This window comes from Aliivibrio sp. EL58 (assembly GCF_900312675.1).
GTDB lineage: Bacteria > Pseudomonadota > Gammaproteobacteria > Enterobacterales > Vibrionaceae > Aliivibrio.
The window spans coordinates 64,193-78,556 of record NZ_OMPC01000002.1 but is presented as its reverse complement, the minus strand read 5'-3'; the positions used below and the strand labels follow the sequence as shown (position 1 = coordinate 78,556).

At 39.3% G+C, this 14,364-nt stretch carries 16 protein-coding genes; 9 read left to right on the top strand and 7 right to left on the bottom strand.

Annotation, left to right across the window (positions count from 1 at the left end):
- Positions 1-10: 10 nt before the first annotated feature.
- The 7 genes from ED622_RS05355 to ED622_RS05325 are packed head-to-tail and all read left to right on the top strand — an operon-like array spanning position 11 to position 5,531.
- Positions 11-553, top strand: a complete 543-nt coding sequence (locus ED622_RS05355) for a hypothetical protein (RefSeq protein ID WP_122032920.1) — start codon at positions 11-13, stop codon at positions 551-553.
- A complete protein-coding gene (locus ED622_RS05350) occupies positions 553-1,299 on the top strand; it encodes an NRDE family protein (RefSeq protein ID WP_122032919.1) in 747 nt (248 codons plus the stop codon). The genes ED622_RS05355 and ED622_RS05350 overlap by 1 nt, the downstream gene beginning before the upstream one ends.
- 18 nt (positions 1,300-1,317) lie before the next feature.
- Positions 1,318-1,758 carry a YHS domain-containing (seleno)protein gene (locus ED622_RS05345; RefSeq protein ID WP_122032918.1) on the top strand — a complete coding sequence of 147 codons (441 nt, stop codon included), beginning with the start codon at positions 1,318-1,320 and terminating at the stop codon, positions 1,756-1,758.
- 35 nt (positions 1,759-1,793) lie between these two features.
- Entirely contained in the window at positions 1,794-3,575 is a 1,782-nt protein-coding gene (locus tag ED622_RS05340) for a lysophospholipid acyltransferase family protein (RefSeq protein WP_122032917.1), read from the top strand.
- The gene (locus tag ED622_RS05335) at positions 3,575-4,150 is read left to right on the top strand and encodes a Crp/Fnr family transcriptional regulator (protein ID WP_122032916.1); all 576 of its coding nucleotides are present in this window, start codon (positions 3,575-3,577) and stop codon (positions 4,148-4,150) included. The genes ED622_RS05340 and ED622_RS05335 overlap by 1 nt, the downstream gene beginning before the upstream one ends.
- A 60-nt stretch (positions 4,151-4,210) precedes the next feature.
- Positions 4,211-4,663, top strand: coding sequence for a GNAT family N-acetyltransferase (locus ED622_RS05330; protein ID WP_045102984.1), 453 nt, complete (start codon positions 4,211-4,213; stop codon positions 4,661-4,663).
- A 19-nt stretch (positions 4,664-4,682) separates the two neighbouring features.
- The gene (locus ED622_RS05325; protein WP_122032915.1) at positions 4,683-5,531 is read left to right on the top strand and encodes a DMT family transporter; all 849 of its coding nucleotides are present in this window, start codon (positions 4,683-4,685) and stop codon (positions 5,529-5,531) included.
- Between the two features lie 26 nt (positions 5,532-5,557).
- Here ED622_RS05325 and ED622_RS05320 read toward each other — a convergent pair whose 3' ends face one another.
- On the bottom strand, positions 5,558-6,232 hold the full coding sequence (locus tag ED622_RS05320; protein WP_122032914.1) for a LysM-like peptidoglycan-binding domain-containing protein: 675 nt from the start codon (positions 6,230-6,232) through the stop codon (positions 5,558-5,560).
- 139 nt (positions 6,233-6,371) lie between these two features.
- Between ED622_RS05320 and ED622_RS05315 the strand changes: the two genes are divergently transcribed.
- A complete protein-coding gene (locus ED622_RS05315) occupies positions 6,372-6,992 on the top strand; it encodes an FKBP-type peptidyl-prolyl cis-trans isomerase (protein ID WP_122032913.1) in 621 nt (206 codons plus the stop codon).
- Positions 6,993-7,115: 123 nt separating this feature from the next.
- Positions 7,116-7,583 (top strand): DUF2780 domain-containing protein, encoded by a 468-nt coding sequence (locus ED622_RS05310; protein WP_122032912.1) that lies wholly within the window; start codon positions 7,116-7,118, stop codon positions 7,581-7,583.
- 64 nt (positions 7,584-7,647) lie between these two features.
- On the opposite strand, the gene ED622_RS05305 is transcribed toward ED622_RS05310, so the two are convergent.
- The 6 genes from ED622_RS05305 to dusA form a co-directional block, all read right to left on the bottom strand.
- Positions 7,648-8,409 (bottom strand): phosphoadenylyl-sulfate reductase, encoded by a 762-nt coding sequence (locus ED622_RS05305; RefSeq protein WP_122032911.1) that lies wholly within the window; start codon positions 8,407-8,409, stop codon positions 7,648-7,650.
- Positions 8,402-10,132 (bottom strand): assimilatory sulfite reductase (NADPH) hemoprotein subunit, encoded by a 1,731-nt coding sequence (gene cysI, locus ED622_RS05300; RefSeq protein WP_122032910.1) that lies wholly within the window; start codon positions 10,130-10,132, stop codon positions 8,402-8,404. Before cysI ends, ED622_RS05305 begins: the two co-directional genes overlap by 8 nt.
- A complete protein-coding gene (locus ED622_RS05295; RefSeq protein ID WP_122032909.1) occupies positions 10,132-11,955 on the bottom strand; it encodes an assimilatory sulfite reductase (NADPH) flavoprotein subunit in 1,824 nt (607 codons plus the stop codon). Before ED622_RS05295 ends, cysI begins: the two co-directional genes overlap by 1 nt.
- A 133-nt stretch (positions 11,956-12,088) precedes the next feature.
- Entirely contained in the window at positions 12,089-12,319 is a 231-nt protein-coding gene (locus ED622_RS05290) for a hypothetical protein (RefSeq protein ID WP_122032938.1), read from the bottom strand.
- A 144-nt stretch (positions 12,320-12,463) separates the two neighbouring features.
- Entirely contained in the window at positions 12,464-13,162 is a 699-nt protein-coding gene (locus ED622_RS05285; protein WP_122032908.1) for a TIGR04219 family outer membrane beta-barrel protein, read from the bottom strand.
- A gap of 118 nt (positions 13,163-13,280) precedes the next feature.
- A complete protein-coding gene (gene dusA / locus ED622_RS05280) occupies positions 13,281-14,267 on the bottom strand; it encodes a tRNA dihydrouridine(20/20a) synthase DusA (RefSeq protein ID WP_122032907.1) in 987 nt (328 codons plus the stop codon).
- Positions 14,268-14,364 lie beyond the last annotated feature (97 nt).

The window sequence follows — 14,364 nt, the reverse complement described above, 5'->3', positions numbered from 1 at the left end:
AGGAGTTTTAATGCCTATATCAACATCACAACAAATACATCAATCTCCTGTGATCAGTGGTTGTATTGATGAATTGAAAAAAGGAATATCTTTACTCAACGCCATTAGCGACAGTGATTATATTCACCTTGCATTACCTTATGTCGAAAGTTCTATCGGTGAGCATTTCCGACACATATTGGATCTATTTCAAGCCCTCATTCAAAAAGATCACCATGTACCCATCAATTATAATGTCCGTCGTCGAGGTCATGAAATCGAGACAAACAAAACGCTCGCCATTACAGAGCTTGGTGATGTGATCCACTGGTTAGAGCTTTTTCCTCTTGAATACCTCACGGCTCCAGTGTCATTGATTACCGAAGTCTGCCCTTATAAAAAACAAGACCATATTATGCTTTCAAGTATTGAGCGAGAAATTACTTTTGCTTCTCTCCATACCTCTCATCATTACGCACTAATCAAAGTGATAACCCTTTCAATTGGCATAAATACTCAATCAAGTTTTGGTTTGGCTCCAACGACAACAACCTATTTACGAGGAGAGGCTTAATGTGCACAGTCTCTTGGTTTACTACCTCTACAGGCTATGAATTATTTTTTAATCGAGATGAACAACGTTCGCGCTCAGATGCTTTAACCCCTCAAGTTTTCCAAGAAAATAATGTGGATTACATTATGCCAATTGACCCTTTCGGCGGCGGGAGTTGGATTTCACTTAATAATAATGGCATTTCACTTTGTCTTTTAAATTACTATCAAGGAGAAACGGCTCCCAGTAACGCATTAAGTCGTGGGCTACTGATAAAAAAATTAGCCCCCTGCGAACACATTGACTCGATTCAGGAAGTGCTTTCCAACATAGAGTTATCTCGCTTTGCCGCTTTTACTTTATTGATATTTCACGCGAGTGGATCAGTAAAAAATGAGAGGGTTTATGGATTTCGTTGGGATGGACGAACCTTTGAATCAATAAACCCTAGCTCACCGATGATCTCTTCTTCTGTCGATGCCGATAATGTGATTGAACATCGCTTATCGGTTTATAAAGAATTAACAAACTCAGCGGTAAATCGGCAAACACTGAATCAATTTCATCAACACCATCACTCAAAACTAGGACATCGCTCCCCTTGTATGCATCGCCAAGATGCTCAAACCGTCAGCTTTACTCACATCATTGTAAGTAATAAAAATAATTCACTACATTATTTCCCAGGTTCTCCATGCCAAATCAAAAAGCATTTGGCCTATGATGATCCTTTCCATTTTTACGATAATACTCACTCATACAATTAACACAATAAGGTCATGATTATGAAAAAGTTATTATGTTTATTTATCTTCTTATTTAGTCACGCTACGTTTGCAGCAGACGCTATTTATACCGGCTTTTTTAGCAATAAAGCCATTGACGGCTATGACAGTGTTAGCTACTTCACTTCAGATAAACCACAAAAAGGAAATTCTGAATTTGTCATCTCTTATATGGATGCTGATTGGTATTTTATCTCTCAAGAAAACTTAGATTTATTTAGCGCAAACCCAACACAATACGCTCCTCAATACGGTGGTTTTTGTGCTTGGGCGGTCGCTGCAAAAAATGATCGAGCACCTGGCGATCCGAATCAATATTCAATTGTAGATGGAAAACTGTATCTCAATTATGACGCGCAGATAAAAGCGTTATGGGAAGAGAGCATCTCGACTTTTATTGCACAAGGTAATGAAAATTGGCCTCGATTATTAAAAAAATAGACGAGTGCTAATGACTTAATTAAAGGAGTGTAATTATGATTGAAAGTCCATTTCGACTGCCTAGAGTCACCCCTTTTGGCATTGGAGAAATACTTGCTGAATGGGCGACAGGATTACATCGTTTAGATGCCCATTATCAAGACCGTCCTCTAGAATTAACCAGTTTTGAGTTTATGCGTTACACCCTTCAACGTTTGAATGTAACTTATGATATTCATCAAGGTGAACTCAATTCAATTCCCAAAACTGGACCTGTCGTGATTGTTGCTAATCATCCATTAGGCGCTTTAGAAGGTGTCATATTAGCGGAAATGGTAGGCCGTGTTCGACCCGATGTAAAAGTATTAGCGAATGAATATCTAAAGCAAATTCCTGAGATAAGTGAGCTGTTTATTGGCGTTGATGTTTTTGAAACTCAGCAAGCTAAAAAGACCAATGCCAAAGCATTACGTGATGCCCATAAACATTTAGCTAATCAGGGGGTACTGATTATTTTCCCTGCTGGAGAAGTCTCTACCTATAACAAAGAAACAAAATTACTTGAAGATAAACGTTGGAGTTACTCCGCGGCTAAATTTATTGAGAAGCACAATGCCACCACGATACCTATCTATATTGATGGTAAAAATAGCCACACTTTTTATCTTGCCGGAAAAATACACCCACTATTAAGAACATTAATGCTGGGACGAGAAATGCTCAATAAAAAAGAAAATACAATTCACTTATCTATTGGTTCTGCGATCCCTCATAAAGAACTCTCAGGTTTTCGCTCTCCTATTGAAACGATTAACTATTTAAGACTGAATACTTATTTACTCGCGACCAACACTGACACCGAAACTCGAAAAGAAATACCATCTCCACATTTATCTCCTGTCATTGCACCCATCGACATTGCACTTTTAGAACATGACATAGAGTCACTAGCCAGTAATGCTAAGTTGTTGGAACAAAATGGACTTTCAGTTTATTGCAGTAAGAGCCAAGCGATCCCTAATATAATGCAAGAAATAGGACGGATCAGAGAAATCACTTTTAGAGACGTTGGAGAAGGTACAGGGCTAAATTGCGACTTAGATGAGTATGACGCACACTATTATCACTTATTTATTTGGCACCAAGAAAACAAAGAAATAGTAGGCTCCTATCGATTAGGTCTCGTTGATGAATTAATCGCAGAATTTGGACTAGACGGACTGTATTCTCGAAGCCTCTTTAATTATCAACAGCCGTTTATTGAGACGCTCAAATATTCAATTGAAGTTGGACGATCGGTTGTGGCTAAAAAATATCAACGAAACGTCAGTTCTCTACTTTTACTATGGAAAGGAATTTCAACATTTGTTTATCAGCGACCTAAATACACCCATTTATTTGGCCCAGTGAGTATCAGTAATGATTACAGTCTATCGGCCCGCCAACTCATCGCCTCAACGCTTACCATTCATCATTATGATAATAAAAAAGCAGCACTCGTTTCAGCAACAACCCCACTAAAGCCTGCAATTAAAAAGCTATGGAATGGCGATATGCTGTCTCTACTCGGCGATTTAAAACTATTATCCAAAGTACTGAGCCGCATTGAGAAAGGAAAAGGGTTACCTGTTTTATTACGTCAATACATAGGGCTAAATGGAAAGTTAGTCTGCTTTAATGTAGACCCTGATTTCAATGATGCTCTGGATGGATTAATCGTAGTTGATATGAGTAATGTGCCACACAAAACATTAAGTAAATACATGGGGAAAGAAGAAGCGATGTGCTACCTTAAAAAGCATCAAGATAACTCAAATTCTCTGGTCGATAATAACTAATGCTCACAGACTTTATTACCCAACTTCAAGACTATAACTTTACGGCTGATGAGATTGAAAAATTAATCCGTAATAGCAAATTAGAGTATTTAAAACCAAAACACGTCGTTATAAAGCAAAATGATAATTCAACGTCTTTCTATTTCTTATTAGACGGACTTTGTCATGCTTCATATTTAACTGAGCATGGTAAGGAATTTAGTAAGGAGTTTTACTGGAAAGGAGATTGGGTAGTAGGATTTGAAGGCGTCATCGCTAATGAGAAGTCACCCTATACGTTAGAAACACTAACAGCAACAACACTCTTATCCTTACCTATTGAATATATACATCAATGGCGAGCACAACCACATCCTTTCTATCTGAAACTGATCGAAACTCAATTAGTTTATAAAGAGAGAAAAGAGCGTTTTATGTTGCTTTACTCCCCTCAGTCTCGTTACGAAATTTTCTGTCAAAACTATCCTGAGCTGCATTCACAATTAAGTGATTATCAAGTAGCCGCTTATCTTGGTATCACTCACATCAGTTTAAGTCGTATTAAAAATAGAATTAAAAAAGTTAACATAAGTTAATGCCTAAAAAAGTGAAAATAGGTATCTTGATGTTCTTCTTTTTTGAACGAGATAATTTCTATGATCCATTGGCAAAAAATACTTTTTAATGACTTAACTACCGCACAACTGTATGAATTGCTTCGTTTAAGAGTCGATGTTTTTGTCGTAGAGCAAACCTGTCCATATCCTGAATTAGATGGGAAAGATTGCCATGAAGGTGTCTATCATTTAATTGGGACTAAAAATAATGAAATGGTCGCTTGTGCTCGATTACTGCCAGCAGGGGTTAGTTATAGCAATGTCAGTATTGGTCGCGTGGCAACAAAAGAAACAGCCAGAGGTAATGGCCTAGGGCATGAGCTTATCTCACAAGCTCTAATATTATGTGAAGAATTATGGCCAGGGGAAACTATTGATATTGGCGCTCAAGAACATTTAAGCCACTTTTATCAAAAACATGGTTTTAACGTTATTTCTGATATGTATCTTGAGGATGATATTCCTCATGTCGACATGCGATTAGCTAAGTAGTACGAAAATGAAACCTATGATGACACCAGTCAACCTTGCAATTATCTTACTTGTATTAGGTAATTTATTGGCATCTCTGTCTGATGTGGCAGTAAAAGTTCTTGATGGTGGAGTGTCACCTTTTCAGTATATTTTTCTTCGCCAGCTGGTCTCTCTCGCCCTTCTTTTTCCTTTTTGGATACGTCAGTCTTCAACATCAAGAAATTTAAGTAACCAGAAAATAACGGTATTAAGATCTCATATTCTCTTAATTGGCAGTTGTTGCATGGTGGTATCTATTACTTATTTATCTCTTGCTACTGCCAATGCCGTTTTTTATACCGCTCCATTATTGATGATCCCGCTTTCAATGCTGTTACTCAATGAAAGACCTTCAGCTAAAAAAGTACTTCAAACCATCGTTGGATTTATTGGCGTTGTTATTATTTTGCGTCCCTCTCAATTTCATTGGGCCGCTATTTTTGCACTAGGTACGGCAATGACTTTAGCCTTGTATAATATACTGGTTCGAAAAATACCTAATGAACAATCGGTGATCACCACCCTATTTTGGACAACCTTATTATCTCTACCAGTATCAGGAGGGTTAGCTTGGTTTTACTGGCAGCCATTAACTCATAATGAAATCTTTTGGATCGCATTAAGTGCTACTTTTATTATTAGTTACAATGGCCTAGCAACCATGGCATACAAAAAAGCACCAGCAACCCAAATATCTTTGGCTGAATATTCAGGATTAATTTTTGTCGTTCTATTTGGAGTGATGTGGTTTGATGAGGTGCCGGATTTATTAACGGTAATGGGTATTGCATTAATTATCCTCCCTCTTATGCCTAAAACGTGGTTAAAGAAAATAAGAGGAAGATAATCATTGTAGAACATTCGAATAGGGCGTTACTTACTGCGCCCGAAATTACCATCAGACATTCTAAAATACATGATTGCTTGGTTATCTCGTTCTATCTGAAGAATGTCTAGCTCTCCTTGTTGATTCAGTTTAAAACGAAATAGCTGACCTTTTTTTATGTTACTCAGAGGTTTATCAGCACCTTCTATTTTTACCACTTTATTTAGTTCAGTAAGCGGAAGGTTATTTTTTCTAAATACTTGATAAAGCGTATCGCCGGCTTGAATTTGATAATCATGCCATTTTGCAGAGCTTTGAGTTGGTTGTGACGTTTTCACTTCCTCTGTTTTCTTTACTGGCTCTGCTTCTCTTTTTTCTTTTTCTTGTTCTACTTCTACTTCATAAGCAGAAGGGGCATCACGAAGTGCAGCCTCTTGCTCACTCAATCCTTCAAGATTCAAACTGACACTTTGCCTCTCCATTTCAGGTGCAGGGATCACTGTAGGCTGAATACTCTCAATCTCTTCTTCTGCACCACTTGGCAATAAAATTAAAATAAAAGTAACAGGAACTAAAATTTGTAATGCCTTTTGATGAAAGGCAGGTAAGCGCTGCCAATAAGGTGAGACTTTCTTTAAAAGCGGCTCGCACTTATCCTTCATAATTGCCAGCTGCTCAGAGAAGTCTGGACGTTTTATATTCATTTTTTTCTTTTTATTCATGCCATCGCCTCATGCGAAACTGGTTAGCTCACGTTTTATTCTAATATCAGAGTGCAAAGAAGTACAAAAGTTTACCTTAAGCTTAGATCTCTGTATCCTTTAGTCTTTCGTTTATACCATATAAAGAAAGAGAGACAGCATGTCTGAAGTTAAATTAGAAACAGTAGAGCAAAGAGCAAGTTACGGCATTGGCCTTCAAATGGGTCAACAACTTGCACAATCTGGTCTTGAAGGCCTAAACGTTGCAGCTATCGCTAAAGGTATCGCTACTTCACTAACTGGCGACATGCCAGAAATCGAAGTTGACGCTATCAACGAAGCACTTCAAGCACTTCACATGCGTGCTGAAGAAGCTCGTGCTGAAGCATCTAAAGCAGCAGCAGCTGACGGCGAAGCTTTCCTAGCTGATAACGCTCTTCGTTCAGAAGTAACTGTACTTGAATCTGGTCTTCAATATGAAGTACTAACTGTAGGTACTGGTGAAATTCCAACTTCTGATAAAACAGTACGTGTTCACTACCACGGTATGCTAACTGACGGTACAGTATTTGACAGCTCTGTAGAGCGCGGTCAACCTGCTGAATTCCCAGTAACTGGCGTGATCGCTGGTTGGGTTGAAGCTCTTCAACTAATGCCTGTAGGTTCTAAGTGGAAGCTTGCTATCCCACAAGACCTTGCATACGGTGAGCGTGGCGCTGGCGCTGCAATCCCTCCATATGCTGCACTAGTATTTGAAGTAGAACTACTAGACATCATCTAATCTTTCTCAAAAAAGATTAAAAATAAAATTAGAAAGCGATGCCTATGGGTATCGCTTTTTTTTATGTCATACTCTAGTTAATATGTTAGAAAAACAAAACCATAATGTTAAAAGGAAATGACAATGAAAAAAACTCTAATCTTATCAACTCTAGCGCTTTCTCTTACTGCTGCAGCGCCTGCCAATGCTTTTCTTTCAAACCTATTTGGTGGCGGTGATGAAGAAGTAACTACAGAACAAGCAACAGCATCGAATCCACTGGTGGGAATGCTAACGGATAATCTAGGTATTTCAGCGGATCAAGCGGCTGGCGGTGCCGGAGCACTATTAGCAATGGCAGGTAATGGTTTATCAAGTTCTGAAAACTCTGAACTAAATAGCATGATCCCAGGTCTTGAATCATTAACAGGTGCAATCCCTGGCGGGTTAGGCAGCATGATATCGAATATGGACAGTGTGAAAACGGCCTTTTCTGCACTGGGCCTAGACCCTGCTCTTATTGCTCAATTTACCCCTTTAATTACCCAATACTTAACATCACAAGACGCAAGCTCAGGTCTACTTAGCTCTCTGACTTCATTGTGGAAATAATTTTTCAGCCGTAAATAAAAAGACAGCGCTTATCACGCTGTCTTTTTATCATCATACAAACTATTTATATTCCAGAGCCAGCAGTCTCACCATCATCTTCATGCAACCCACACTCTCTTTTTAAACCAAAGAATCGAGTCTCCTCTTCTTTCATTCCAGGTTCCCATTTTTGAGTTGTGTGCGTGTCACCGACAGAGAGATAACCGTCATCACGCAATGGATGATAAGGTAAATCACGCTCTTCTAAAAAATGATGTACATCTTTGTTACTCCAATCCAATACAGGTAAAAATTTAAATACCCCATTTTGGATACTAAGTACTGGCAGATTGGCACGAGAACTTGATTGCTCACGGCGTAAACCAGAAAACCAAACCCCGACTTCAAGCTGATCAAGCGCTCGACGCATAGGCTGAACTTTGTTTAGCTTATTATATTGTTCAATCCCCTCAACGCCTTTTTCCCACAATTTACCATAACGTGCTTCTTGCCAATTTGGACTCTCTTGTGCAGTAAACACGTGCAGATTGAGTTTAAGGCGCTCAGTGAGTTGATCAACAAACTGATAAGTTTCAGGAAATAAATATCCGGTATCGGTCAAAATAACCGGAGTATCCGCTTTTGCATCAGTGACTAATTGCAACATCACTGCTGCTTGAATTCCAAAACTTGAGGATACCGCAGGGTTTCCTTCTAAGTTTTCTAACGCCCACAAAATTCGCTCTTGAGCGGTCAGCGCTTCAAGCTCTGCATTAACTTCAGATAAGCGTAAAATTTGCTCAACTTTAGTTAATGGCAACAGCTCTGACAATTGCAATTTAGGCATAAAAGTCCCTTTTTGATACTATCACTTCATCTACAATGCCAGCTCGAATGGTAAAATCACCAAAGCCTTCATTACCTTGACGCTCAGTAGCCCAACGACCAACAAGTTCATCGATTTCAGATAGGATTTGACGGTCTGTAATGTTCTCTTTATACATTTTAGGTACACGAGTACCACTACGGTTACCGCCTAAATGGAAGTTATAACGCCCTGGTGCTTTACCGACTAAACCTATTTCAGCAAGCATTGCACGGCCACAACCATTTGGGCATCCCGTGACACGGAAAATAATATTGTCTTCTTCTGGTAGCTTATGTTTTTTTAGTACGTCTTCTATTTCAGTTACAAACTCAGGCAAGAAACGCTCAGCCTCAGCCATTGCTAATGGACAGGTAGGAAACGCGACACACGCCATTGAGTTTTTACGTTGCTCTGAATGCCCATCGTCAATTAAGCCATGCTCACGAGCAATTTTATCAATCTGATCTTTTTGCTCAGCAGGTACACCTGCAACAATTAAATTTTGATTGGCTGTCATTCTAAAATCACCTTGGTGGATCTTAGCAATCTCAGCCACACCTGTTTTTAATGGCTTACCCGGGTAATCTAATAAACGCCCATTTTCAATAAATAGCGCCAAATGGTGTTTACCATCAATGCCATCTACCCAACCTATTCGATCACCACGCTCTGTTAACTCATAAGGACGACTAGTTTCAAATTGAATCCCTGCTCGTTTTTCAACTTCGACTTTAAATACATCCACACCCACACGATCTAACGTATATTTTGTTTTTGCATTTTTACGATTTGAACGATTACCCCAATCACGCTGAGTCGTCACCACTGCAGCGGCTACGTCTAACGTTTTTTCTAGTGAAACAAAGCCAAAATCATCCGCTTTTCGTGGATAAGTCGCAGTATCACCATGGGTCATCGCAAGGCCACCACCCACAAGAACATTAAAACCAACTAGCTTTCCATTATCAGCAATGGCAATGAAGTTGAGATCATTCGCATGCACATCGACATCATTTTGCGGTGGGATCACAACAGTTGTTTTAAATTTACGAGGAAGATAATTACTGCCTAAAATAGGCTCTTCATCAGTTGTTTCTAATTTTTCACCATCCAACCAAATCTCAGCATAGGCACGCGTTTTTGGTAATAAGTGCTCACTGATTTTTTTCGCCCACTCGTAGGCTTCTTGATGAAGCTCTGATTCAACAGGGTTCGTGGTACATAGAACATTTCGGTTTACATCCCCCGCTGTTGCAATTGAATCAATACCAATACTATTCAATGTTTGGTGCATTAACTTAATATTTGGTTTCAGAACACCATGAAATTGAAACGTTTGACGAGTGGTTAAACGTAAACTGCCATACGAGGTATTTTCTTCTGCAAACTTATCAATCGCCAACCACTGCTTTGGTGTAATAATTCCACCAGGCATACGCGCACGAAGCATTACGTTATGCAGAGGCTCTAATTTTTGTTTTGCACGCTCAGCACGAATATCTCTATCATCTTGTTGATACATACCGTGGAAACGGATCAACTGAAAATTATCTTTAGTAAAACCGCCCGTAATGCGATCTTGAAGATCCTCCACGATCGTACCTCGAAGGTTGTTACTTTCACGTTTTAGACGTTCGTTATCCGCTAATGGGCCAAGTTCAGTGCCTGATAAGATTGTTTTTACTGCAATTTGTTCGCTCATTAGTACACATCCCTTTGGTAACGTTTCGCCTTACGCAGATCATTTACAAACTGTTCTGCTTCTTCTCTGTTCTTCTTGCCTTGCTGTTCAACAATGGTAATTAACGCGTCATGTACATCTTTTGCCATGCGAGTTGCATCACCACACACGTAAATATAAGCGCCATCTTGTAGCCACTGCCACACTTGTGCTGAATGCTCTAAGATACGATGCTGTACATAGACTTTTTCTTGTTGATCACGGCTGAATGCAACATCTAATTGATTTACAACGCCTGACTTAAGGTATTTTTGCCATTCAACTTGGTATAAGAAATCTTGCGTGAATGTTCTATCACCAAAGAATAACCAGTTTTTACCTTCTGCATCACGGTTGTCACGCTCTTGTACAAATGAGCGGAATGGTGCGATACCCGTACCAGGACCAATCATGATCACTGGGGCATTATCATCTTGAGGAAGTTTGAAATTATTATTGTGTTCAATAAATACTTTTACTTCATCACCCTCTTCTAAACGATGAGATAGGAAACTAGAAGCACCACCAAATCGAGTATCATCACCTTGTTGGTATTCAACAACAGCAACCGTTAAATGCACTTCTTCATCCACTTCTGTTTGGCTTGAAGCAATAGAATATAAACGAGGCGTTAGACGGCGAAGTAAACCAACTAATTGGTCTGCCGTTAATTTGGTTTTCTTTTCTGATAGCAGGTCAATAACTTGAGTGTTAGCTGCATAATGACGTAATTTATCTTTATCTTGTGCCAATTTTTCTAGTTTTTTACTGCCTGATAACTCTGAAAATTTAGCTACTTGCTGTGGGTTTGATGAGGTAATTTCATATTTCTCAACTAACGCTTTTTGTAGAGAGATTGACTCTCCATCCACATCAACTTGCTCTTCACCAGTAAGGCTTACTTGTTTTAAGATAGCAGCAGCTAACTCTGAACTATTTTCAAACCAAACACCAAGTGCGTCACCCGGTTGATAAGTTAAGCCTGAATCTTCCAAATCAATTTCAATGTGACGAACATCTTTGCCTGAATCTCGGCCCGTTATTTTTTGGCTTGCTAATAACGTTGCCGTATAAGGGTTTTGTTTTGAATATTGAGATTGACTATGCGCGGCTTGACCCACAGGTAATTGCACTACCTGCCCATTTTTAGCATCATCACCGGTTGATAAGGTTTCTTTTACTTTCTCTAACGCTTGCTTGCGCCATTCAGCCGCTGGAGCTTCATAATCAACATCAAGATCAATACGTTCAATAAATGGCGTCGCGCCCTTCTTAGATAAGTACGCATCAAAATCTTTACCTGTTTGGCAGAAGAACTCGTAGCTCGAATCCCCCAAACCAATCACTGCGTATTTTAAGTTATCTAATTTTGGTGCTTTTTTAGATTGAAGATATTCATGCAACTCAATGGCATTGTCAGGGGCTTCCCCCTCACCATTAGTAGACGCAACAATAACAACGTGAGTTTCTTTAGCGAGGTTTTTACCTTTGTAGTCACTGGCATCAAATAGCTCAACACTGATCCCAGAGGCAGACGCTTCTGCTTTTAATGCTTCAGCAACCCCTTTAGCATTGCCTGTTTGCGAAGCATAAATGATTGATAGCTTACCAGCAGGCTCACTTGATACCGCCGCAGCGGCTTGATTGATTGGTTGTGCAGCACCAGAAGTTTGGCTTACACCCCAAAAATAACCACTTACCCAAGCAAGTTGTTGTGGAGATAATTCTGAAGCCGCTAGCTGTAATTGACCTATTTGTTGATCATTAAGTGGACTAGCGAGTGCGGAGAGTTCCTTTAATAACATGACGACATCCCTATTCATTGCGTCATATTAGATTAGCGACTCTTTTCTATAACAAGAAAGAATAGATAGGTATGTTTTATAACTTTTTGGAAGAAAGAAATGTTTGCGTTAATTAATTCAGCTAAAAATGAGATTAATCATTAATCCTGACTTGGTTAAATCCAACCGCTAGCGCACTCTTTGAAGCAGACTCTAAATCCCTGTATTTCATTTCTCCTCCCTTCATATCGGTAAGCAGGACAAGGCCTCCACGCACATGGCGAAATTCAACAATCCAAGGGCCTTCAACCATTACGGGCTCAATTACAGCTTCTACTAATTGCTCTTCTTGGTACATCAATTTCAATTCACTTAATGTCGTCATAACTGCATCCTTACCAAATATGAATATCATAGTAATATCCATTCTATAAGCATGGTCAAAAAATAAGGATTGAGCAAATTTAAAATAAAAAAATAGCGACCCAGTCACCTGAATCGCTATCTTATTAACTTTTATTTATTTTGATTAGAAATCAAATGACACACCACCGAACCAACCATCAACCATGACATTTGCTTGGTCGCTATCAAATCCTTCAAAATAACCAAACTCATGGTCCATTACGCGATAGCCTACTTTAAACTCAACATCTACCGCAGCATCAACGGGAAGAATATACTTAACCCCTGCTTGACCATCCATCGTTCGAGTACCACTACCGCTACCAAAATCGTATTGACCAAAAATGTGGAAGTGTGTGTTTGGAATATGCATCGATGCATCGGCATACATGTTCATTGCTGTTTCGCTAAAGCTTTGATCATATGGTTGAGCTGAATCAACAGAGCCACCTTTATTGAATTCGCCATTCGCAAACTGCGTTAAGGTTAAACCGACATCAAACTGAAGACCGTTAGTATCTAATAACTTGTAGTAACCTGTGTAGTCAATTTGATCGTATTCAAAGCGATCTGCTTTTATTGGGGTATAACGCACTTTAACATTTGGTACATAAGCAAATGGGTGTTCAAAAGCGATTGAGAACGCTTGCGATGCATCTACATCATTTTTACGAATAGCATCATCTTTAGAGCCCACTTTTGCATCAGGGAACCACGCATCAATTTCAACTTTAGTGGTAAATTCCTTCTCTGTTGAATGTGCAGGTAGTGCCAATACTAAGGCAGCCGAAGCAACAACAGCGGTAAGGGATAGTTTGTTCATGCGTAGTCTCCATTTGCGACGCTATTTGTTTCATATGCAGTAATAATAAACGATCTGGTTTATTTATGTACTTTCTTTTTATTTCTATTTAACGCTATTTCACTAAAGTTAAAAAAGCTTAAACATCTAACTCAGCTGGAATTTTAGCTAATGCAGCTTCAACCACTTCAATACCAGAACCTGGCTTGTGCGCATTTTCACTGATATAGCGACGCCATTGTCGAGCACCCGGCATACTTTGAAATAAACCAAGCATATGACGAGTAATATGACCAAGATGTGCACCATTCTCTAATTGACGTTCAATGTATGGGTACATTGATTCTACAATTTCACGACGCTTTTTAATTGGCTTATCACTACCAAAAAGTTGTTGATCAACTTCTGCTAATAAATAAGGGCTTTGATACGCCTCACGACCAATCATTACCCCATCTAAATGCGCTAAATGCTCTTTCGCTTCATCTAATGTTTTAATGCCGCCATTGACTGCAATAATTAACTGAGGGAAATCTTTTTTAATTTGATAAGCGCGAGGGTAATCAAGCGGTGGAATTTCACGGTTTTCTTTAGGGCTTAAGCCACTCAGCCATGCTTTACGAGCATGAATAGTAAATTGATCACAACCACCCTTCTCATGAACCGTTGAAACGAATTTAGTTAAAAACTCATAGCTATCTTGGTCGTCAATACCAATGCGCGTTTTCACTGTTACAGGGATATCAACAACCGCTTTCATTTCAGCGATACACTCAGCAACATGATCAGGTTCAGCCATTAAACAAGCACCAAAACGACCATTTTGAACACGATCAGATGGACAGCCCACATTTAAATTTACTTCGTCATAACCACGTTCTGCTGCTAATTTGGCACAATGTACTAAATCTTTAACGTTTGAGCCGCCTAGCTGTAATGCCAGTGGGTGCTCTTCTTCGTTATACGCAAGAAAATCACCTTTACCATGAATAATGGCACCCGTTGTCACCATTTCTGTATACAACAAAGCATGTTCAGATAGTTGACGATGAAAATAACGACAGTGGCGATCCGTCCAATCAAGCATAGGGGCAACAGAAAAACGTTGTAATGGGTAAGAGCTCATAAATAAATTCGTTCAGTGATCAATGCCGCAATTCTAACATAACCAGAACATAAACAGCCAACCTATTACCATGATTAAATACTCAGTAAAAGCATGA